The sequence below is a fragment of the Halomonas sp. 72 genome, from assembly GCF_052379785.1.
Taxonomy (GTDB): Bacteria; Pseudomonadota; Gammaproteobacteria; order Pseudomonadales; family Halomonadaceae; genus Vreelandella; species Vreelandella citrativorans.
In genome coordinates, this window is the sequence record NZ_JBQSYY010000021.1 from 13320 (window position 1) to 32382 (window position 19063).

Annotated in this window: 15 protein-coding genes; 3 read left to right on the forward strand and 12 right to left on the reverse strand. The window is 53.4% G+C overall.

Annotated features, from left to right (window positions below; all coding sequences use genetic code 11):
• Window positions 1-125: 125 nt before the first annotated feature.
• Complete coding sequence (locus ACT3T6_RS15355; protein WP_193054901.1) at window positions 126-1790, forward strand: methyl-accepting chemotaxis protein; 1665 nt, start codon at window positions 126-128, stop codon at window positions 1788-1790.
• Window positions 1791-1816: 26 nt separating this feature from the next.
• A complete protein-coding gene (gene tal / locus ACT3T6_RS15360; RefSeq protein WP_172117055.1) occupies window positions 1817-2755 on the forward strand; it encodes a transaldolase in 939 nt (312 codons plus the stop codon).
• A gap of 94 nt (window positions 2756-2849) precedes the next feature.
• On the opposite strand, the gene ACT3T6_RS15365 is transcribed toward tal, so the two are convergent.
• The 8 genes from ACT3T6_RS15365 to ACT3T6_RS15400 all read right to left on the reverse strand — a co-directional run bounded on the left by ACT3T6_RS15365 (window position 2850) and on the right by ACT3T6_RS15400 (window position 13995).
• Window positions 2850-3368, reverse strand: coding sequence for an STAS domain-containing protein (locus tag ACT3T6_RS15365; protein WP_193054900.1), 519 nt, complete (start codon window positions 3366-3368; stop codon window positions 2850-2852).
• Complete coding sequence (locus ACT3T6_RS15370) at window positions 3358-4548, reverse strand: PP2C family protein-serine/threonine phosphatase (protein ID WP_172117057.1); 1191 nt, start codon at window positions 4546-4548, stop codon at window positions 3358-3360. Before ACT3T6_RS15370 ends, ACT3T6_RS15365 begins: the two co-directional genes overlap by 11 nt.
• An 8-nt stretch (window positions 4549-4556) precedes the next feature.
• Window positions 4557-5381, reverse strand: a complete 825-nt coding sequence (locus tag ACT3T6_RS15375) for an MlaA family lipoprotein (protein ID WP_193054899.1) — start codon at window positions 5379-5381, stop codon at window positions 4557-4559.
• A gap of 47 nt (window positions 5382-5428) precedes the next feature.
• The gene (locus ACT3T6_RS15380) at window positions 5429-6550 is read right to left on the reverse strand and encodes a beta-ketoacyl-ACP synthase III (protein WP_193054898.1); all 1122 of its coding nucleotides are present in this window, start codon (window positions 6548-6550) and stop codon (window positions 5429-5431) included.
• A gap of 112 nt (window positions 6551-6662) precedes the next feature.
• Window positions 6663-10667, reverse strand: coding sequence for an ATP-dependent RNA helicase HrpA (hrpA, locus tag ACT3T6_RS15385; protein WP_193054897.1), 4005 nt, complete (start codon window positions 10665-10667; stop codon window positions 6663-6665).
• A 168-nt stretch (window positions 10668-10835) separates the two neighbouring features.
• Window positions 10836-12521, reverse strand: a complete 1686-nt coding sequence (locus ACT3T6_RS15390) for an AMP-binding protein (RefSeq protein WP_193054896.1) — start codon at window positions 12519-12521, stop codon at window positions 10836-10838.
• 232 nt (window positions 12522-12753) lie between these two features.
• Window positions 12754-13533, reverse strand: coding sequence for a class II glutamine amidotransferase (locus ACT3T6_RS15395; RefSeq protein WP_193054895.1), 780 nt, complete (start codon window positions 13531-13533; stop codon window positions 12754-12756).
• A 33-nt stretch (window positions 13534-13566) separates the two neighbouring features.
• Window positions 13567-13995, reverse strand: coding sequence for a hypothetical protein (locus ACT3T6_RS15400; RefSeq protein WP_172117063.1), 429 nt, complete (start codon window positions 13993-13995; stop codon window positions 13567-13569).
• 62 nt (window positions 13996-14057) lie between these two features.
• Here ACT3T6_RS15400 and ACT3T6_RS15405 point away from each other — a divergent pair, with 62 nt between their 5' ends.
• Window positions 14058-16160 (forward strand): S9 family peptidase, encoded by a 2103-nt coding sequence (locus tag ACT3T6_RS15405; protein ID WP_193054908.1) that lies wholly within the window; start codon window positions 14058-14060, stop codon window positions 16158-16160.
• A gap of 392 nt (window positions 16161-16552) precedes the next feature.
• On the opposite strand, the gene ACT3T6_RS15410 is transcribed toward ACT3T6_RS15405, so the two are convergent.
• From ACT3T6_RS15410 to rnd, 4 genes are read right to left on the reverse strand one after another with little or no spacing between them, the layout of a single operon-like run.
• Complete coding sequence (locus ACT3T6_RS15410) at window positions 16553-17008, reverse strand: YcgN family cysteine cluster protein (RefSeq protein ID WP_087106640.1); 456 nt, start codon at window positions 17006-17008, stop codon at window positions 16553-16555.
• Window positions 17009-17010: 2 nt separating this feature from the next.
• The gene (locus ACT3T6_RS15415) at window positions 17011-17610 is read right to left on the reverse strand and encodes an acyl carrier protein phosphodiesterase (protein WP_193054894.1); all 600 of its coding nucleotides are present in this window, start codon (window positions 17608-17610) and stop codon (window positions 17011-17013) included.
• 8 nt (window positions 17611-17618) lie between these two features.
• Window positions 17619-17921 carry a YcgL domain-containing protein gene (locus tag ACT3T6_RS15420; RefSeq protein WP_193054893.1) on the reverse strand — a complete coding sequence of 101 codons (303 nt, stop codon included), beginning with the start codon at window positions 17919-17921 and terminating at the stop codon, window positions 17619-17621.
• Entirely contained in the window at window positions 17918-19051 is a 1134-nt protein-coding gene (gene rnd / locus ACT3T6_RS15425) for a ribonuclease D (RefSeq protein WP_193054892.1), read from the reverse strand. The genes ACT3T6_RS15420 and rnd overlap by 4 nt, the downstream gene beginning before the upstream one ends.
• Window positions 19052-19063: the final 12 nt, after the last annotated feature.

A 19063-nucleotide genomic window follows, 5' to 3' on the forward strand; every position in this document is an offset into this window, starting at 1 on the left:
AATCGATAGGCCGCTAATAGTAACGCGGTGATGAAAATTAAGCACCGCAGCCCCGAAAAACTGAAACATAAACTGCTTAGCCTAGGATTCATAAGCCTTTTCCAAGACCAACTCATGGAAGCACTATGAATTTTAGAGCGCTGAAAAATATCCCACTACGCTGGCTAAGCCTATCCGCCTTACTGCTTGTCGCACTGTGTGTGCTCATGTTTGCCCTACTGACATGGAAAATGATGCAGCAGAGCCAGAACGATTTAGCGCTTCTTGAACAGGTTAATGTTCAACAGTCGTCATCGCTAAACCGGCTTCATATAGCGGGCCTTGAGGGATTGCACCGTTTGGACAGAGCGCTTGAACGCCAATTGCGCCCCTCGCTAGGAGACCCGACAGAGGCGCTTCAAGCGGTCGAAAATGAGCTCTCTGAAATGGCAGTAGCGCTGGCAACGTTTTTGGAAGCAACCGCTGAAACACCTCACCCGACACTCCGAGACGCTATTGAGCAGCAGGCAACAGCGCTTATTGGCACGATGAATGAACAATTAAACGCCGTTCAGACAGGTGACCGCGGCGGCTACCGGCAATTGACGCTTGATGCGTTAGCACATAGCCAAGCCCTAACCGAAGAGGCACGTAGCTTTTATCAACTGGCTGACCGTCAGGGTACAGAGCTAATGACTAACGCTCAACGCCGCGGTCAGTTGATTGGTCAATTGCTGTCAGGAGGCATTGCTATTGCCTTGGCACTGCTAGGTTTAATGGCCTGGATTGGGCAGCGTCATGTTCTATTACCTATTAACCGCTTGGTCGCACACTTTCGTACAATGGCCGAGGGTGATTTAAGCGTTAAGGTCCCGGCTCATGGCAATAATGAAATAGGTCAGCTCTACCAAGAGCTGGATAATATGCAGCGTGCACTCATTGAAACCGTTTCAGAGCTTCATAGTAATAGCCGCCATATTTTCGATAGCGCTCAACGCCTGGCACTAGGCAATGAAGACCTTGCTATCCGAACGCGCCAGCAAAACGCATCCCACGAAACGACCGCGGCTAACCTGGATGAGCTGACAGAGAACGTTGCCACCACCGCTGGTTTTGCCGCCGATGCAACCCAGCTAACGTCTACGGCGGCGGCACAAACCCAAGACGGTAGCCAGATAATGACCAACTTCCTGACCACCATGGAGGAGATTCACGCACGCTCAAAAGAAGTCGATGAGATTGTTAATGTTATTGATTCCATCGCTTTTCAAACCAATATTCTTGCGTTGAACGCCTCTGTAGAGGCCGCTCGCGCTGGCGAGCAAGGCCGAGGCTTTGCCGTAGTGGCGGGCGAAGTACGCCAACTAGCCTCACGCAGCGCTGAAGCTGCGCGCCAAATCCAAACCTTGCTTGCCGCATCAGGCAACAGTATTGAGCGTGGCCATACCTTATCCAACAAGGCCAGCCACGGCATGAACGCGATTGTTGAAACGACCGAACAAGCCAATAGCATCATGCTTCAAATCGCTGATGCGGCTAATGAGCAGCACCGCCACATTGAACATCTGAATTCAACACTGCACGAACAGACCCAGGTGAATCGGGCCAATACCAAGCAGGTTGAAGCTACTGCTCAGGATGCAATGTCGCTTGAAGCCGCTGCAGAAAGGATGCGTGAACAAGCCGCACGCTTTAAAATCGGAGAGATATCCAGCGATGATTTTATTTGGCAAGCCTCTCCGCCAACACCTGACTTATCCAATACCCCCACATCGGATAATATTCAGCGAGCGCCTGCCTTGCTACAGTAAAGGACTAACGACGCAAGGAGTAATGAATGGCCACTAGCCTGCTAACACAGCTTAAAGAAATGACCTCGGTAGTCGCCGATACCGGCGACCTTGAAGCCATCCGACGTTTTGCGCCACAAGATGCAACGACGAACCCTTCGCTCATCCTACAAGCCGCTCAGCAAGAGCAGCGCCGCGCCCACTTGGCCGCTATTGCCAAGGAAAGCAAGGACATTGATGATGCGGTTGACCGCGTGGCTGTCGAGATTGGCAGTGAAATTAGTGAACTGGTGCCCGGCTACGTATCCACCGAAGTAAGTGCTCGGCTTTCATTCGACCGTGATGCCACTATTGCGCGCGCGCATTCATTGATCGAGCGGTACGCCCAAAAGGGCGTGGGTCCTGAGCGCATACTAATCAAGATGGCCTCCACTTGGGAGGGTATTCAGGCAGCGCAGCAGCTTGAACGTGAAGGCATCCGTACCAACCTCACGCTGCTGTTTGGTTTTGCTCAGGCTCAAGCATGTGCCGATGCAGGCGTCACTTTGATTTCGCCGTTTGTCGGGCGCATCCTCGATTGGCATAAATCTCGTCAGCCTGAAGCCGATTTTAACGGTAACAATGACCCAGGCGTACAGTCTGTCAAACAGATTTACAGCTACTACAAGGGCCATAACTACGCCACCATCGTAATGGGCGCAAGCTTTCGTAATATCGGCGAGATTATATCTCTGGCAGGCTGCGACCGTCTGACCATTTCGCCCAAGTTGCTTACCGAGTTGGATGAACAGCAGGGCGATCTAACTCGCCAGCTAACGCCGATGGGCGCGAGTAGCTCAGCGGACGAGCCATTAACGCAAAGCGATTTCCGCTGGGCCATGAATGAAGATGAAATGGCGTCTGATAAACTAGCGGAAGGTATTCGCAAATTTATGGCCGACCAGCGTGAGCTGGAAACATTGCTCGGCACACTGCGAAAGTCATAAGTTATTAAATTGCACCATGCTTAAACGACACCCCCCACAAAAGTGGGGGGTTGTCAGTCGTCGGAGCCTCCCTTTCTTTATCAGGGAGGCTTTTTTAATGGTGGGGTTCTATATTCTGCGCTTCCAACATCTCAACCAACGGCTGGAACTGCTCGCGATTATGCTCATTCATGTGCATTAAAATACGATGCGCTTCAAGAATTCGCTCGCGCAGCCCATCTTCATCCGCAGGCTCTTCAGGCAGCTCAACAAGCGCATCGCTAAGCGCTGGCGGCTGTTGAAGCGGCACCTCCATCAAGGTAAAAAAACGCGCAAAGCCCATAACATCGAGCATTTTACGAACATCAGGATTATCCGCAATGATAGTAGGCGGGTGAGCCAAGCGCCCTTTTACAGCCATCGCCACCTTTGCAAGAAAACCCAATGCCGTTGAATCGACATTGGTCGCTTCACGCAAGTCAATCATTACCGCACGTAACCCAGGCGTTTCAGCCAGATGTTGTGCCTGGGTATCCAGCGTGGCACAAAGCGTTAACCGCACATCGCCACAGAGTTTTAAGACAAAAACACCGGAGTCGAACGCCGCTTTAATACGGCCTTCATCAATCAGCATGACCAAATCCGCTCACCATCATGATTGTTAGATCATCGGGTAAAGCACCGCGTTCCTGGTTCGCCTCACCCGTCTCCCCTGCTGCCAGCAGGACACTTGTTTTGGCTAGCCGTTCGCGCAACTGCTCAAGCGTGACACTTTCGCTTACTAATTGCTCAAGCTCCTTGAGCCGCGTGTCGAGCGTTTTACCCGGCAAGCATTCCAATACACCATCTGAACACAGCCATAATCGAAATTCGGCCGGCAAGGCACAGCTCAGCGAAGGATACTCTATATCGGGGAAAAGGCCTACTGGCATCCCCTCTCCTTCAAGCCGAGAGAGCTTACCGCCCGCAACCAAAAAAGGCATCGGCAGCTGTGCACCGAGCGAATAGTGAAGAGTATGAGAGTGATGGTCAATAACACCTACAAACAACGTTGCATGTTTACCGATATCGGTCCCCTGCAACTCTCGATTCATAGCGGCCAACCAGTCCGGCGCCAAGCACTCGGGCTTTTGGCCGTCCCACTCATTCAGCCAACGGTTGCATAAATACTTTAACAGCACGGTCACAAACGCCGAGGATGCGCCGTGCCCAGAAACGTCTGCAAAATAAAACGCACTGTAACGGTCGTTGTAACGCTGATAATCCAGAAAGTCGCCGGATAGATAAAGCGAGGGCGCAAACCAATAATCATAGTAAACGCCGTTCACCACCTTGGGGTGAGCAGGCAATAACCGACGCTGAATATGCCCCCCACTTTGCTGGTCCATGCGCAGCAGCGCCAGATGTGTCTCCAGGCTCTCGTTTAATTCAGCGAGTCTTTCTCTATCACGGTCTCGCTCAATGGCTAACTCATTGAGCTCAATAGCCTTACGAATCATTCGTCGCAGCAGTTCAGCATGGCGTAGAGGATGAACGATATAGTCCACCAACCCTATGTCAATCGCCTTGATCAGGTCCGCATCCTGACGTGAGTCGCTTACCACCAACGTGGGTAAGCGACGCGTCAACTGCGACCACTGCTGCTGAGGCACCGAGTGCGCATGCGCAACAATCAAAGCGGTTTCTGCTGGAAGATAGTCGATATTATCTGCAGCATATACGCCCATACCATCACACGTGATGGCTTCTGCCAGCGCATCGCGCTCCGGACCGGGCGCGTCAATTACCGCAACCAGTTGCCTGGAATGATCCATATCAAGCCTCAATCGGCGAAATCGTCGTCACTAACATCGCTGTCGTCGAAATCACTGTCATTGAAATCGCTGTCGTTAAAGTCAAAATCATCCATTGCAAACGGGTCATCGCCTAACTCGCCGTCACTAATTTCAAACTGGCGGCTCTGCAAATAAGCGTCGCGCACAAAGCTGTAGCGATCACCACTAATCAAGTTTTCCCGATCAAGTAATGCGGCGCGTCGGTCAATAATATTGAGCGCGCTTAATACAAGCTCGGTGGTGTTATCATCCACGTAAACGATGGGGTAGGTCATGATATCAGCAGGCCGCCCCGTAGCATCACGTAACGTACTGGGCCCCAAAAACGGCAAGACAAGGTAGCGTGAGTCATCCCACCCCCAGGCCGCCAGCGTTTGCCCAAAATCCTCGTCGCTTGCGTTAATCTCCATCAACGTCGCGTAATCAAGCAACCCACCGATACCCACCGTTGTGTTGATCAAAAAACGGGATGTTGCCAACCCAGCGTTCGCCGGTTTTCCTTGAAGAAGACTATTTATAGTCGTACGAATTTCGCCAAGGTTGGAGAAAAAGTTGCTGACACCGGTTTGTACAGGGCTCGGCGTAATCGTGCGATACCCTTGGGCTACCGGCTTCAACGTATACTGATCAACGACATCGTTAAAGGCAAAAACGCGGCGATTAAAGCCCTCCCACGGATCATCCGGATTCGCATCTTGAGCCATTTGCGTGCTGGCACAACCGCTAGCCGCCATGGTGATAAGCAGCACAGCTGGTAGGGCTGCGTTACGCAGTGAAAAAGTGGTGGCTTGCCTGGCTAACAACCGCAGCATGGTTATTCCTCTTCAAAAACTAACGTACTATCACTGACGTCGTACTGTTACTGACGTCGAACTACGACGCACCCTGCGCTGTAGCCTGCTCCAAAGGAGCAAATCACACCAATGTCGCCCTCCACCATATCCTCATGATGTAAATGAAAGGCAATAATGGAACCAGCGGAGCTTGTGTTTGCATAGCGGTCTAAAATGATGGGCGCTTGCGCCTCACTGGGCTCAAAACCCAATACCCTGCGAGCGATAAGATCGTTCATATGGCGGTTAGCCTGATGCAGCCACATTTTTTTAAGATCACTTCCCGATAGCTCCAACGAGGTCAAGTGATCTGTAATCAACTGGGCTACCATGGGACATACTTCTTTGAAAACTCGCCGCCCTTCTTGCACAAAGAGCTTATCAATTGCTAACGGATCACTGTCCGTCACACGGTTTAAAAAGCCGGCATTATTGCGAATGGCATTGGAAAACTGGGTAACAAGCCGCGTACCTATAATTTCAAAGCGCTCATCGGCCACTGCATCGACACTATTTTCCAGGACCACAGCGGTGCAAGCATCGCCGAAAATAAAGTGGCTGTCACGGTCTCGAAAGTTTAAATGTGCCGAACAGATTTCCGGGTTCACTACCAGGGCGCGCTTAATACTGCCGGACGCAATAGCATTAGCGGCCGATTCAAGGGCGAACGTAGCAGAGCTGCAAGCCACGTTCATATCAAATCCATAACCCTTGGCACCCAGCATCTGCTGCACTTCTACCGCTAACGCAGGATAGGCACGCTCCATATTGGAGCAAGCCACAATCACCAGTTCGATGTCACCAGGTGCTACCTGGGCCTTTTCCAGCGCTTGGCGTGCGGCAGAGACGGCCATGTCACACTGAATAGAGGGCTCGTCATTTTGACGTAATGGCAGCCGAGGACACATCCGCTCAGGATCTAAAATACCTGAAGCATCCAATACGTAACGACTTTTAATACCAGAGGCTTTTTCGATGAACTCGCTGCTGGAGTGGGCTAGCGGCTCACGCTCACCCCGTGCAATCGCATCCGCATGACACGCATTTTCGTTATCCACCCACGTATTAAATGCAGCCACCAGCGCCGTATTATCAATGGCGTGTTCCGGTGTATAAAGCCCTGTCCCGGTTATCACCACGTTTGTCATGCCTATCTCCTCTAAGCGGCTTTTGCCCCTATTGCTTGCTGTTCAGACTCAGTCCCAAGGCTCGCGCTTAATATTACTGTGTGCGTTATTTGCAGGGTTTACCAGTCATCTTTTAAACGCTAATTATTTCTTGCCAACGCTTTTCAAGGCGCTTTGCCGATACAGGCATCAGCGTTCCCAACTGCTGAGCAAAAAGGGAAACGCGAAGCTCCTGTATCCACCAGCCAAATTCCACTAACTCGGGATCTTCAACACGCCCCCGACGCTCGCTTTTACGCCGCGCATCAAAGCGAGTTTCAAGGGCCTGAACGTCATGCATCAGCATCTGGTCACGCCCGCGCTCACGTGCGGCTTTTTCAAGGCGGATGAGCGCGGCTTCGGTGTAACGAGGATACTCTGTCAGCCATGGGCCTGCATCACGAATGAACCCCGGGTAGACCAGCCGCTGCATCTGTACGCTGATATCGTTATACACTAGGGCAAGCGCAAAATTGAGCTTGCCTTTAAGCACTTTGCTCACTGCCAAGTGACCTTTTAGCGCCGCCTCGACCTGTTCAAGCAGGGAAGTCGCGTAATCAATCAACTCTGCTTTGGTAGCGTCCAGACGAGCACTCAATTCGACCGATGAACGCGGCAAAGGGTGCTGGGCAACGACTTGAGTAAAGACGGCTAACATCAGGTCATCCAGCAACGCTTGCTTGCTACCCACTTTGGCAAACAGCAGCGCGCATTTTTCAACACCGGGTAGGCGCTTAATCGCTTTTACCTGGTCAGGCTGTTTGGCAATTGCCAGCCGGGCAACCCCCTCTTGATGCGCCGCCAATGCCTTTGCCGGATGATCAAAAAGTGCGACCTTAAACTCACTGGCTTCAGCCACCAACGCCGGGTAGGCCTCGACACGAATGCCCGCCTGTGTAGTCACACGCGAATCAGGCAATGGCTCCTCAGGCAGGCCGTCAAGCGTAGGCGCCTGGTTTGCCTGCTCGGCCAACGCCTGAGCACCGGCACTGGCCGCCGCTTCAAAGCGCTGCTCCAGCGCTCTGACATCGCGCCCTTGACCCAGCAGCTCTCCAGCATGATTGACGACTCGAATGTTCATAATCAGGTGGGCATCGAGTAAATCCAGCCGCCAGTCATCCGGATGAACACGCGTTGCGGTACGTCGACGTATAAATTCGCCCAATGCTTCTGTGAGCGGGCGTTGATCAGGCACCAGGGTTTCCAACGCTGCATCGACCCAATCAGGAATGGGTACCACCTGGCGGCGAATGCTTTTAGGCAGCGACTTTAAAAGCGCAATGCACTTTTCTCTTAACAGCCCAGGCACCAACCACTCTAATGCGTGCACAGGCAATTGAGGCAGCATGGCGGCAGGTACGGTCAATGTAACGCCATCATCGTCTGCATTGGGATCAAAGTGATAACTCACCGGATAAGCCACCCCGGCAAGTGTTAAATGGTCAGGGTACTGCGCTTGGGTGACATCGGCGGCGTCACGCGCTTTCAGCGCATCCAGATCAAAATTCAACAGCGCAGGCGTCTGGCGTTCAGCCTGCTTGCGCCAGTGCTCGAAGCCTTTACCATTGACAATGTCGCCTGGAATACGCGCGTCGTAAAACGCAAACAATGCCTCTTCATCGACCAGAATATCACGGCGGCGGGCGCGGTCTTCAAGCGCCTCCACTTCGTCAATGAGTGCGCGGTTATGAGCAAAAAACGCGCCCTGAGTCGTAAACTCGCCTTCCACCAGCGCACGGCGGATAAACAGCTCGCGCGATTCTTTGGGGGCAATCGGCCCATAGTGCACACGCCGACGCGCGACAATAGGCAGGCCAAACAGCGTTACTTGCTCAAAAGCAACGACCTGCGCGCGCTTTTGTTCCCAATGAGGTTCGCTATAGCTGCGTTTCACCAAGTGCTGAGCCTGCGGCTCGATCCACTGGGGATCGATCTTGGCAACGGTGCGTGCATACAGTTTTGTGGTTTCAATCAGTTCAAATGCCATTAGCCATTTGGGCGATTTTTTGGCGAGCCCCGAGCCGGGGTGAATCATGAATTTACGATTACGTGCGCCCAGGTACTCGCGATTTTCCACTACCGTGCCCAGGTTAGACAACAGGCCTGAAAGAAGCGCCTGGTGTAACTTACCTGATGTCTTGCGTCTGGCCTGACGCGCCTGCTCTTCGCTCTCCTCATCATTGCGCGGTAGCGGCGCAGGAACATCGATCTGCATATCGCGCAGCAACTGCCTAAGCTGACGGAACGTATCGTGCCATTCACGCATGCGTAGATAATTAATATAGTGCTCGCGACACCAGCGGCGCAGCTGATTGCCGGATAATGCTTCGCGGGCATTCTCAATGCCGTGCCACAAGTTCAGCAGCGCGACAAAATCCGAATCCGGGTCGTGCCAACGCTGGTGCGCCTGATCGGCAGCCTGGCGTTTATCGGCCGGACGGTCTCGCGGGTCCTGAATGGCAAGCGCGGACACCACCACCAGAACATCACGCAGGCTACCGCGCTCCGCTCCTGCTAACACCATCCGTGCCAAGCGCGGGTCGATGGGAAGTTTCGCTAACTTTCGCCCCAACTCGCTCAGGTGATGCTTTTCGTTGACCGCGCCCAGCTCAAACAGTAGCCGAAAACCATCTTTTACAAAGCGGCTATCCGGTGGGTCTACAAAGGGGAACGCTTCAATATCACCCAGTTTTAGCGCCAGCATCGACAGAATGACCGAGGCTAAATTGGTCCGCTGAATTTCAGGATCAGTAAAGGCTGGACGCGAGACGAAGTCCTCTTCGTCGTAAAGACGAATACACACCCCTTCTGCCACCCTACCGCAGCGCCCCTTGCGCTGATTGGCGCTGGCCTGGCTTACCGGCTCAATCGGTAGGCGCTGAATTTTTGCCCGATAGCTGTAGCGGCTAATCCGGACAAGCCCCGGGTCCACCACATAACGAATGCCGGGCACCGTCAACGAGGTTTCCGCAACGTTAGTGGCCAACACAATGCGCCTTCCACGGTGGGCAGAAAAAACCCGGTTCTGCTCCTCATTGGAGAGACGTGCGTACAGCGGCAGAATTTCCGTCCCTTGCAAATCAGCCCGGCGTAACGTATCGGCTGTTTCACGAATTTCTCGCTCGCCTGGCAAAAATACCAGAACATCCCGGGGGCCATGTAGCCAGCCTTTTTCGCGCTCGATGGCTTCGATTTCGAGCACGGCGTGCAAAATCCCTTCTTGTAAGGTGCGATCCTCTTCATCTTCTTCATCACGCACCAAAGGGCGATAATGCACGTCGACCGGATACGTACGTCCTGATACCTCAACGACGGGTGCGGATGCTTTAGGCGTACCGAAATGCGCGGCAAAACGATCAACATCAATGGTTGCCGAGGTAATAATCACTTTAAGGTCAGGACGTTTAGGCAACAACCTTTTTAAATAGCCCAGCAGAAAATCGATGTTCAGGCTGCGCTCATGAGCTTCATCAATAATGATGGTGTCGTAGCGCAGCAGCAAGGGATCGTGCTGGGTTTCAGCCAGCAAGATGCCGTCGGTCATTAGCTTCACTAGCGTGGTGGGGCTGCTTTGATCCGTAAAACGTACCTGATAGCCCACCTGCTCGCCAAGCGGCACCTCAAGCTCTTCGGCCAGCCGCCCGGCAACACTGCGCGCCGCTAAACGCCGCGGCTGCGTATGACCGATAAGTCCTTTACGTCCACGGCCTAACTCCAGGCACATTTTGGGGAGCTGAGTCGTTTTGCCCGACCCGGTCTCCCCCGCCACTACCACCACCTGATGGTCACGAAGGGCGTTTAAAATATCTTCCCGACGCTCAACCACCGGCAACTCAGCCGGATAGTTAAAGGTCACCTTCAACGCCTCGCGCTGGTTAAACACTTGCTGTGCCCGGTGAATATCGCGCTCCACCTCGTGCAAACCGTGACCAATCGGCTTGTTGTCGCGCAGGCGACGCGCCAGCCCTGCTACGCGCCGCTCAAGACGCTGGGCATCACGCAGCATAACGTTGCTTATGGTTTCATTAAGCGTAGCCAGGCGTTGATTATCGGTAAGATCAGAGGGCATATCGGTGGTCACGTTAGGCTCAGTTTCCATTCGTTATTGAAAAGCAGATGTACCAATGGATATCGGTAGGGCAAATAACTATTCGGCCCGCTACGCGAGCGGGCCGAATATTGTAACGCTTTCACCAACGCGACGCCTAACCAGTGGCGTAATCGCTCATCAGTGCGTTATCTATTTTCGTCACTATAGACGCTTCCTCTAACTATCTGCCTCACTGGCCGCAGGCTTATTTTCATCGCGCAGTTCACGACGCAATACTTTGCCCACATTGGTTTTGGGCAGTTCATCACGAAACTCGATGAACCTGGGCACTTTATAGCCGGTTAGCTCTTTTTTGCACCAGCTGCGCAGCGTTTCGGCATCCAACTGACTGTTTTTGGAGACGACAAACAGCTTGATGACTTCACCTGCGTCGTCGTCCGGCACACCGACTACCGCCGCTTCGATAATATCCGGATGGGCGGCGACCACGTCTTCCACCTCATTGGGGTAGACGTTAAAGCCCGACACCAGAATCATATCCTTCTTGCGGTCAACGATGCGGATGTAGCCGTCATCCTGAAGCACGGCGATATCACCGGTATGGAACCAGCCGCCCTCATCGATGGAGTTACGGGTTTCATCGTCGCGCTGCCAGTACCCCTTCATCACTTGAGGGCCCTGCACGCAAAGCTCGCCCGGCTCACCCAAAGCCACATCATTGCCATCAGCATCCACTACTTTTACCGAGGTGCCTGCAACGGGCTTACCGATCGTACCCAACTGAATAGCATCGGTTGGGTTAAAGCTCACAATTGGCGAGGTTTCTGTCAATCCATACCCTTCAGCAACTGGGCAACCCGTCGTTTGCTCCCAACGCTGGGCAGCTGCCTTGGTTAGTGCCATACCACCAGAAATAGTCAGCTTTAGATGGGAAAAATCGAGCTGCTTAAAGTCGTCACGATTACACAGCGCATTGAACAGCGTATTTAAGCCAATAAACGCTGTGAACTTTAGCCCTTTAAGCTCTTTTATAAAGCTGTCCAGATCACGGGGGTTGGTAATCAGCAGCGAATGATTGCCCGACTCCATTAAAAACAGGCAGTTCACTGTAAAGGTGTAGATGTGGTAAACCGGCAGCGGCGCTATTACTAACTCCTCGCCCACGTTTAGATGCGTACCAATAGCGGCACGCGCCTGCAGCATATTAGCAATCAAGTTACGGTGGGTTAGCATCGCCCCTTTTGGCAGGCCGGTTGTACCGCCGGTGTACTGCAGCGCGGCCAAATCATCCTGTTCTCGGCTTACCTCAGTGTGATTTAAAGAAGCGCCCTTCTTCAAAACATCACGAAAGCTTAACGCGGTGGGCAGCGAGTAGGCAGGCACCATCTTTTTCACATGCTTCACGACCGCATTAATCAACCACCGTTTGGGCAGGCCGTGCAGGTCTCCCAGCTCGGTGACCAGCACATGTTTGATATCGGTTTTATCAACGACGTTTTCAAGCTTTTTAGCCATATTGGCTAATATCAACACAGCCTTGGCGCCAGAATCCTTAAACTGGTGGGTCATCTCCCGCTCGGTGTAAAGCGGGTTGGTATTTACCACGACCAGACCTGCCCGCATGGCGCCAAATACCGCCACAGGGAACTGCAAGACATTGGGCAGTTGAATGGCGATCCGGTCGCCCGGCTTCAAATCAGTCTCGTGCTGAAGCCAAGCGGCAAAGTCTGCTGAAAGGCGGTCAAGATCAGCAAAAGTAAGCGTTTTGCCCATGCAGCTAAAAGCAGGCTTTTGCTGATACCGGCTTACTGCCGCGTGAAAAACATCTGTGACAGAGTCGTACTTATCCAACCCTTCAAGCGCTGGGCCGCGTAAAATAGGCGCTGTGGCGTGTTCGCTCATGGGCAATCTCCGCTATCCATGTCGATGTTATAACCGACCTTGTTATTGTCGCGAGGCAAGAGGACCAACGATATACGACCCCAGACATGCTGTAAAACGATCGATTGAAACTTGTGTTTCAACTTTAGCCGATAAAGGGCCGAACTCTTAACTTTCCTCCTAACCTTCCTCCCATCTTTTCTAAATGTCTACGTAACAATGTAGCGTAATGGCCAGTTCTTATGGACAGTTCTTATGGACAGTAACGCGCCTCGATTTCTCCTTCACGCCACACTAAAAGCTCGCCGGGCACCATGGTGCACCAGGCTTCATTGTGGGTTAGCGGCTCGGTGGCTATAACAGAAACTACATCATTGGGTGTCGTGTGCTCGGCAAAATTAACCGTAAGTTCGGCATCAGAAAGCTCGGCATCACCAAAGGGTGCTCGCCGGGTAATATGCGCAAGCTTCGTCGAGCAGTAGGTATAGAGATACTGACCATCGGACAGCAACAAGTTAAACACGCCCAGCGTGCGTAGCTGTTCACATCGTGCGTGTAGAATTTCCCATAAAGATTCAGGCGATGCCGGGGCCGTTGGAAAAGCGTCTCGCAGTTGACCCATTAGCCAACAAAAAGCATGTTCGCTATCGGTATTGCCAACCGGCGTGTACACCCCCAACGGTAAGTGCTGCCATTCGCTTAGCTGACCATTGTGCGCATAGCACCAAGGGCGGCCCCACATTTCACGCGTAAAAGGGTGAGTGTTCGCCAGCCGCACACCGCCAACGTTTGCCTGGCGGATATGGCTAATCACTACGTTTGATTTAATCGGGTAGTCGCAGATTAGCCGTGCGATGGGCGAGTTGACAGAAGGATGCGGGTCTCGAAACTCGCGATACCCGCCCTCTTCATAAAAAGCGATACCCCACCCGTCGCGGTGCGGCCCAGTGCCGCCACCACGATGTAAAAAGCCTGAAAAACTAAAGCAGATATCGGTCGGGACGTTAGCGCTCATCCCCAACAGCTCACACATAACCGCGCCTCCTTCCGCTTTTCATTATCTGCATTAACCAATAACCGGTTCGCGGCGACGCGTAGGCTGTGGGTCTTCAGCTTCCTCCTGTTTCACGCGCTTGGCGGGCGGCGCACTTGGCGGCCGACGCCACCACCAGAGAGCAATGCCTATCGCTGCGCCGATAGCAATCCCAGCGACCAGGCACAACAGGCTGCCACGCAGCGCATTAACGTTATGCTCAAGAAAACCAACCGCGGCCACCATCGCCGCAGGCGCCCAACCGGTATAGAACTCACCCTCTTCTACTAACGGTAGACGAAACATCGCTGGCGTCCACATGGCGCCCGCCATTCCCCACGTCACCACCAGGCGCGGCAAACGCGGTAGAAACGCCACCGCAAAATAGATGGCAATGACGACCAGCAGCGAAATACCGTAATAACTTAGCCACAGCTGTGACATTGAACCTGTAAACAGCATAATACCCCTCATGTGGGTGCATGCACCCGACGTTAATTTCCCGCTATGGTACCTATCAATTTATGAAAGCACAGCCAGACACGCTCGCAGGCTCACCCGTCGCGCGCTATTATCGCGCTAATGATCCCAAATGGCACTGGTTGGAAGCACGAGATTCGCCTGATGTTAGCGCATTTTTAGAAGCCGCCAACCAGCAGCAGGCCCAATGGTTTGCACCACTGACTCCGCTGGCCGAAACGCTCTATAAAAGCCATCTTGCGCGCCGTGAGCTTGCCGTCACCAGCCTTGAGACAGCGCTTGACCACTTTACGTTCTGGAGCGAGACCGGCGCCGACGATGATTACCCTCGCTGGTGGCGTTTCCCAAACGGGCAACCGGCACAGCGTGAATGTTTTTTTGATGTTCAAGCCCGTGCAGCGGATGAAGAATTTTATGACATGGGCGATATGGCGCTCTCTCCTGACGAGCAGTGGCTCGCCTGGACAGAGGACACACAAGGAGACGAGCGCTACACGCTTTGGATAAAATCGCTGCCCAGCGGCGAGCCTGTCTCTCTGCTCAGCGATATTGGCGCGGGCTTATGTTGGGCTGAAGACCAGACAGCAAGCTCGGCAACCCTCTTTTTTACTCGATTTGATGCAACCCAACGCCCTGACAGCATTTGGCAAGTATCGCTCCCTTTTAACGCACCTGCACAGCACACAGCGCCTACTCTGGTGCTGCGTGAAAAGGACCCTGAGTTTTGGCTGGGCATTGGCAAAACCCGCTCGCGCCAGTGGTTACTGATCGAAAGCGGCTCGAAAGATACCAACGAGATTTACGCACTGCCCGCGCATCAGCCATCGGCCGTGCCACTCTGTGTGCAGCCCCGTCAATCCGGCGTTGAGTACACGATTGATCACCGGCCAGGCACCTTTTACCGCGTCCATAACCAGGCAAGCGCGCATTTTCAGCTCGACTTCCTGGACGAACCTGCCCTGGGTAACCCTGAAGCACGCTGGCAGCCAATTATCGCGCCGCGCGATGACACCACACTGGAAGGTATTGACGCGTTTTCCTGGGGGCTGATTATCGCAGAGCGCGACCATACCCAGGCGCAGGTAGTGCTGCGGCGCTGGGTGTTGGATGCACAGCATCATCGCCTGGTTGACGACTACCTTAGCCTGCCAGAGCAACCTTGCTCCCAATCACTTGAAGATGCGCCGCATTTTGACACCCAGGAATTACGCTTACGCGAGGAGTCCTTTACACAGCCCCCCAGCTGGTTTGCGCTTGATCTTGCCAGTGGCGAGCGAACACTCCTTAAGCGCGTTCCCGTTTATGGTGGTTTAACACCGGAGCAGTTGGTAAGTCGCCGAATATGGGCCACCAGCGCAGATGGCGAGCAAGTACCGGTCTCTATCGTAATGCGTGCGGACCTGGTCGGCGAGCCATCACCCACGCTACTTTATGGCTACGGTGCTTACGGAGAAGCGCTTGACCCGTGGTTTTCTATTGCCCGCCTGGAGTTGCTTGAACGCGGCGCCGCGTTTGCAGTTGCCCATGTGCGCGGCGGTGGCGAGCGGGGTGAACCCTGGTACTTGCAGGGTAAAATGGCGCACAAAGAGAATAGCTTTAACGACTTTCTGGCCGCGCGGGATGCGCTGGTGGAGTGCGGAGTAAGTGATCCTGCGCGAGTAGTCGCTTACGGCGCCAGCGCTGGCGGTTTATTGGTCGGCACGTGTGTTAATCGTGCTCCCAAGGCTTTTTGTGCCGCTGTGCTTGATGTGCCGTTTTTGGATGTCTTGCGCACGATGCAAAACCCCGAACTTCCCCTAACCACCGCTGAGTACAGCGAATGGGGAAACCCCGAAACACCCGAAGTGGCCGAACGCATTCGTCACTACTCGCCCATGGACAATATAACGGCCCAAGAGTATCCCGCGCTTTGGATTGAAGGCAGTTGGTTTGATACACGGGTGAGCTACTGGGAGCCTGCCAAATATTACGCGCAAGTCACTCAGCAGCAGCTAGGCAGCGCCCCTGTTTTGATGCATACCGATATGAGCAGCGGGCATGGCGGTGCATCCGGCCGATTTAAAGCGTGGCAAGATACCGCTAGGCAGGACGCGTTTATCCTTTGGGCATTGGGGTTAGCCGCCGATTTCAAGGATAGCGCCATCTAAGCAGCCCACTGCTTTAAACCTCCCACCGTTAGGCAGCCTTCGTGCTGCCTTTTATTTTTTGAAAATACTTTCCACAAAAACAATTTTGCTTCATACTCAACTTTAGTCGAACACCCTTACCTCTACTATTGGAGCAAACAATGAAGCACCAGGATCACTTTCCAACCATTTGGGACACGCCGCTTAAGCCGTCCACCAAGCCGGTTAAAAACAGAGCAGCTAAAAACAGATCAGCTCAACCATCCTTGTTCAAAGGCATAATGCTTGCCTTAAGAAATATGGCCAAGCACAAGCCCGTCGCCTAACGATCACGTCAGGCTGGATATTTGTGTGAACCGGCTTAATGTCGTCAAAAAGGAGAGGGCTGGGGCTGCCACTTGCAGGATGGTTACTTACATGGGCAGTACAGCAATAATGTGGGATTCAAGCGCTCGTTCGGGCACATCATCCTGCGAGACCGCAAAGCTACGCACGCTGATGCCTTTACGGTGCACGCGCTCGGCATCATTACTCAGTAGCGGATGCCAGCCAGCTAACTTCCGCCCTTCGGATACTCGGCGATACGCGCACGAAGCGGGCAGCCAGGTAAACTCTTTTACCAGTGCAGGCGTCAGCTGGGTGCAGTCGGGCACACTATCAAAGCGATTCGGGTAATCACTGCATTGGCAGCTTTGAATATCCAGCAGGCGGCAGGCGACGTTCAAGACGGCCAGCTCCTGCGTTTCATCATCATGTAGCTTTAACAGGCAACACTGCCCGCAGCCATCGCAAAGCGCCTCCCACTCTTGCGGGGTAAGCTCTTCCAGCGTGTAACGCTCCCAAAAGCGCTCGCGCATTCCGGTTTCCATCCTTACTCCTCTTGCGGGTTATACGCGTAATTTACAGCCCCATCGCTGCTTAACGTGGCGCTTAACGCTGGCCATAGCGAATGATAATCCGCTTCCAGTAAACGATAGTCGCTTTGCAGCCAAGGGATGAGTTCAGCAAGCCGATTTGGTCCTGACAAGCGCTGACCAAGGCCTGCAACTGCCTTGCAGGTAAAATCAAAATCGGCGTAATTTCTTAGCCAATCGTGCTTGATCATAAAGGGCATCATCGCCTCCAGCCGATTGGGCGCCGGTCTCGCTGACAACAGGCGATAACAGCGCTCTACCATTTGCTGCTGCTCAAGCAAGCCGGCCTTATCTCGCGCTAAAAAATGATCCCACACAATATCCAGCGCAATACCAGCGTAGCGTCGCTTATCTGCAGGCGCCCGATGTTTCGCATTTAGCACGCTTGGATGCTGGTCGACCCAGGCATCCACTTTACGGTGATGCTGTATGCCGCTCGCGACATCCGCTGGCCAATCACCCAGATGGCAACCTTTAACACCATCGGCAATCAGGTTGCCGTAAAGAAAATCATCACTCCCTTCATAGGCAAGCCAGGCATGGGCCAGGAAATTCACGGTAGCGGCTACTGCGCCGCATCGCGCGCGTTTAATTGCGCGCGATGTACATCAAGCAAGTAATCCTCTTTTGCAGGCGGCATCTGCAGATAAAAACCCTGCTCATCAATAGCGGCTCTAACGTCATCAACATTTACTCGGGCCAGTTTTTTATCGGCGGTGAGAATCATGGTGAATACCGCGACGGGCTTTCCAAACGTTGCAAGCAGCGCCTCAGGAACGGGCGTGAGCCCTTTGCGCTTATCAACGTATAAATACATTTCATCTTTTCGCGAGCTTTTAAAAATCTCACAAAGCAGCTTGTCACTCATTTAGACAACTCCTTTAATGCCTGCTCAAGCTCATCGGCCAAACATTCGCCCCGCCATCCTTGTGGCAGAGTTAAAGGCTGGCTTGCCATGTCCTGCATGACCAACGCCTCAATATCACGGCGGCGCATCAACACTTCAGACGCCATGCCAAGCCCGGCTGCTTTCGTGTTAATAACGGATTTTAGAGCTTTGAAACGTTGTTTAAAGGCGGGCTGCATCGGGTCCGGCCAGCGCGCCAACAGCTCACTTTCGTCGCAGTGCTGGGCCTTTTTAACCATTGCCAATAGCGTGTCGCCCTCTTTTTTGACCAACGCTGGCTTAAAGCCTTCCACCTCGGCCAACTCATAGCGATTTTTCGGCATAGCGTCAGCAGCCGCAAACAGCAACTTGTCACTAATAAGCCAATTGCGCGGCAAATTACGCCGCCGTGTTTCGCCTTCCCGCCAAATGGTCATCAGGCGATAAGCCTCTAATTGGCGCGGATCAAGCCGCCATAGCTGACGGTGACGGGCGTACCACTGGCCATCCGCTTCAACGCTGCGCCCGGCCTGTTCGATCAAACTGGCACACTCTTCATGCAGCCATTGGCCGCGGCCTAACCCCTCCAGTCGTTCAGCCTGATGCGCCCATACTTGAAGCAGGTAAATAACATCCAACGCCGCATAGTCACACTGAGAGGGCGTCAAAGGCCGCTCTAGCCAGTTGGAGCGCGTCTCCTCTTTGGGCAGCGTTTCGCCTATCCAAAACTCCACCAGCTTTTGATACCCCATCGAGGGCACTTCACCGAGAAACCCTTGAGCAACCTGCGTATCCACCAATGGCGTTGGCAGCACCCCGGCCCAATGCTGAAAAACTTCTAAATCTTCACTACACGCATGCAGCAGTTTAATGGCGCTATTTTGCAGTAACTGCCGAAAGGCGGGCGTGCAGGACGTGGCCAACGGGTCAACCAAGTACGCAACGTCCCCGGCAGCAAATTGAATTAATGCAGGGACGGGGAAAAACGTGTTTTCACGGAAAAACTCTGTATCCAGCGCGATGACAGGGGCGTTGGCCACTTGTGCACAAGCCGCGTCAAGCGCCTCGGGGCTGTCAATCCACTGGTACACGGGGGAGGCTAGAGAAGACAAAGCATACTTCCA

Excerpts from the sequence above, each read along its gene's own strand:
- ACT3T6_RS15355 (WP_193054901.1), top strand. The coding sequence starts at position 126 with ATGAATTTTAGAGCGCTGAAAAATATCCCACTACGCTGGCTAAGCCTA.
- tal (WP_172117055.1), top strand. The coding sequence starts at position 1,817 with ATGGCCACTAGCCTGCTAACACAGCTTAAAGAAATGACCTCGGTAGTC.
- ACT3T6_RS15365 (WP_193054900.1), bottom strand. The coding sequence starts at position 3,368 with ATGCTGATTGATGAAGGCCGTATTAAAGCGGCGTTCGACTCCGGTGTT.
- ACT3T6_RS15370 (WP_172117057.1), bottom strand. The coding sequence starts at position 4,548 with ATGGATCATTCCAGGCAACTGGTTGCGGTAATTGACGCGCCCGGTCCG.
- ACT3T6_RS15375 (WP_193054899.1), bottom strand. The coding sequence starts at position 5,381 with ATGCTGCGGTTGTTAGCCAGGCAAGCCACCACTTTTTCACTGCGTAAC.
- ACT3T6_RS15380 (WP_193054898.1), bottom strand. The coding sequence starts at position 6,550 with ATGACAAACGTGGTGATAACCGGGACAGGGCTTTATACACCGGAACAC.
- hrpA (WP_193054897.1), bottom strand. The coding sequence starts at position 10,667 with ATGGAAACTGAGCCTAACGTGACCACCGATATGCCCTCTGATCTTACC.
- ACT3T6_RS15390 (WP_193054896.1), bottom strand. The coding sequence starts at position 12,521 with ATGAGCGAACACGCCACAGCGCCTATTTTACGCGGCCCAGCGCTTGAA.
- ACT3T6_RS15395 (WP_193054895.1), bottom strand. The coding sequence starts at position 13,533 with ATGTGTGAGCTGTTGGGGATGAGCGCTAACGTCCCGACCGATATCTGC.
- ACT3T6_RS15400 (WP_172117063.1), bottom strand. The coding sequence starts at position 13,995 with ATGCTGTTTACAGGTTCAATGTCACAGCTGTGGCTAAGTTATTACGGT.
- ACT3T6_RS15405 (WP_193054908.1), top strand. The coding sequence starts at position 14,058 with ATGAAAGCACAGCCAGACACGCTCGCAGGCTCACCCGTCGCGCGCTAT.
- ACT3T6_RS15410 (WP_087106640.1), bottom strand. The coding sequence starts at position 17,008 with ATGGAAACCGGAATGCGCGAGCGCTTTTGGGAGCGTTACACGCTGGAA.
- ACT3T6_RS15420 (WP_193054893.1), bottom strand. The coding sequence starts at position 17,921 with ATGAGTGACAAGCTGCTTTGTGAGATTTTTAAAAGCTCGCGAAAAGAT.